General features: G+C 58.4%; 1 protein-coding gene and 1 pseudogene. Both read left to right on the top strand.

Translation table 11 applies throughout. The features are described 5' to 3' along the window. A pseudogene (locus tag AB4Z11_RS28085) lies at positions 1-979 on the top strand (lysine decarboxylase); the annotation flags it as partial. A gap of 323 nt (positions 980-1,302) precedes the next feature. Then, on the top strand, positions 1,303-2,991 hold a 1,689-nt coding region (locus AB4Z11_RS28080), incomplete at its 3' end, for a DUF1800 domain-containing protein (protein WP_442029117.1).

The following is a 2,991-nucleotide window of genomic DNA, read 5'->3' as shown; positions in this document are numbered from 1 at the left end:
GGCTTACCTGATGCACACCTCCACTTCGCCGCAATACTCCATCATCGCTTCCTGCGATGTGGCGGCAGCCATGATGGAAGCGCCGGGCGGCACCGCCCTGGTGGAAGAATCGATCCTGGAAGCGCTGGACTTCCGCCGCGCCATGAAAAAAGTGGACGAGGAATTCGGCAACGACTGGTGGTTCAAGGTCTGGGGTCCCGAGAACTTTGCAGAAGAAGGCATCGGCACCCGCGAGGACTGGATCATTCGCGCGGAAGACGACTGGCACGGCTTCGGCAAGCTGGCGCCGGGCTTCAATATGCTGGACCCGATCAAGGCCACCATCGTCAATCCGGGCCTGTCGCTGGACGGCGCGTTTGCCGAAACCGGTATTCCTGCGTCCATCGTGACCAAATACCTGGCCGAACACGGCGTGATTATCGAGAAGTGCGGCCTGTACTCCTTCTTCATCATGTTCACCATCGGTATCACCAAAGGCCGCTGGAATACCCTGCTGACCGCGCTGCAGCAGTTCAAGGACGACTACGACAAGAACGCTCCGATGTGGCGCATCCTGCCGGAGTTCTCGGCCGCGAATCCGCGCTACGAGCAAATGGGCCTGCGTGACCTGTGCCAGTCGATCCACGACTTCTACAAGGCCTACGACGTGGCGCGCCTGACCACCGAAATGTATCTGTCCGATATGGTACCTGCCATGAAGCCGTCCGATGCCTTCGCCAAGATGGCCCACCGCAAGATCGAGCGCGTAGCGATCGACGAACTGGAAGGCCGTATCACCTCGATCCTGCTGACGCCATACCCGCCAGGCATTCCGCTGCTGATCCCGGGTGAGCGCTTCAACAAGACCATTGTCGACTACCTGCGCTTCGCACGCGACTTCAACGAACGCTTCCCTGGCTTCGAAACGGATGTCCACGGCCTGGTGAAACGCGAAGTGAACGGCAAGCGTGACTACTTCGTGGATTGCGTAAAGCAGTAAGACTTTTCTGCTTCAAACAAAAAACCGCTCTCCGGAGCGGTTTTTTTATTCCGATTGCCACAGCGAATCAATTGCGCCCGCTTATACGTATGCAATATTACGGATTTCGCAATTGACACAACAATGTGAAAAAATTTCCTGCTATCAAAATACTACCAGGAATTTACCCTGTGGAACTAGTCTCCAATGTCGGCTAACTTGCATCCAACTTCGCTCAAAAAGATTCCACATCGTCAATATTGACTCAGAATAAGTCACATTTCCACCCCTCAAGTGTAAATCGCTGACTAGACTTCCGCCTGTCAATTTTCATGTGTGAATCAATGAACAGACTAAAGCTCATCTCTTCCTCGGCCATTCTGTGCACACTGACCGCCTGCGGCGGCAATAGCAATACGGAATCCGCCGACACGGCCGCTCAGCCACAGGCCGCAGTACGCCTGGCTGCAAGCACCACTACCTCAGCGGTTTCGCAATCTGATGCGGCCCGCTTCCTCACGCAGGCGAGCTTCGGCCCGACTCCGTACGAAATCGGCAGAGTTGCCGGCATGGGCCCGCGCGCCTGGATGACCTCAGAGTTCTCGAAAAACCAGTCGCTCACCAAACCTTACTTCGACCAGTGGGCCGCCCAGAACAAGGGCAAGAAACCCAGCGATGTGCAGTTCTACGAAATCTTCTGGCGTAATGCCGTGCTGGGCGACGATCACCTGCGCCAGCGCGTGACGTATGCGCTGTCGCAGATCTTCGTGGTGTCCTTCCTGGATTCCGACGTGTCGGGCTATCCGCGCGGCGTGGCCAGCTACTACGACACGCTCGGCAAATACGCCTTCGGCAATTTCCGCGACCTGCTACAAGCGGTGGCCCTGCATCCGATGATGGGCATCTACCTCTCCCACATGCGCAACAAGAAAGAGGACGGCACCCGTACGCCGGACGAGAACTTCGCGCGTGAAGTCATGCAGCTGTTCTCCATCGGCCTGTATCAGCTGAATCAGGACGGCACCCGGCAGCTGCGCAGCGGCCAGCCGATTGAAACCTACACCCACGCCGATGTGGCTGGTCTGGCCAAGGTCTTCACAGGCTGGGCGTGGTACGGCCCCGATACCACCACCAACCGCTTCGAGAACGGCGCCGCCGATCCGAACCGCGACGTGCTGCCGATGATTAACTACGCGCAGTTCCACTCCAACAGCAGCAAGAGCTTCCTCGGCACCAGTACCAATGGCAGCGGCGCGGCGGACATGAAGGTGGCGCTGGACAAGCTGTTCAACCATCCGAATGTCGGTCCCTTCATCGGCCGCCAGCTGATCGAGCGTCTGGTGACAAGCAATCCAAGTCCGGCGTATGTGAGCCGCGTGGCGGCCGCCTTCAACAACAACGGCAGCGGCGTGCGCGGCGACATGAAAGCCGTGCTGCAAGCCGTGCTGCTGGATGCGGAAGCGCGTACCCAGACCGTGGATGCGGACAGCGGCAAGATCCGTGAGCCGATCCTGCGTTTGTCGAACTGGATGCGTGCGTTCAATGCGCGTTCGACGTCAGGAAAATTCCTGATGTGGAGTCTGGAAGATCCGCTCAACGGACTGGGACAACAGCCGATGCGTTCACCGTCCGTGTTCAACTTCTATCGCCCGGCCTACACGCCGCCTGGGACCAGCATTGCCGCCGCCGGCAAGGTGTCGCCCGAAATGCAGATCACGGGCGAGCCATCGGTAGTGGGCTATCTGAACCTGATTCAGGCCGCGATCCAGTCCGGCATCGGCGATAACCACGACATCCTGCCGAACTACAGCGCGGAGATCGATATGGCCGCGACGCCGGAMAAGCTGCTGGACCGCCTCAACCTGCTGCTGCTGAGCGGGCGCATGTCCACTAGCTTGCGCAACCAGATCAAGACTGTGATGAATTCCATTGCCATCCCGGCCGCTAACAACGGTTACAGCGCAACCGGACTCGCAGCACGCAAAAACCGGGTGTACGCCGCCATCTTCCTGACGATGGCCTCTCCTGAATAC

It is taken from the genome of Pseudoduganella sp. RAF53_2 (genome assembly GCF_052113985.1).
Classification (GTDB): Bacteria; Pseudomonadota; Gammaproteobacteria; order Burkholderiales; family Burkholderiaceae_D; genus Rugamonas.
This window is presented reverse-complemented; position numbering and strand designations above follow the sequence as displayed.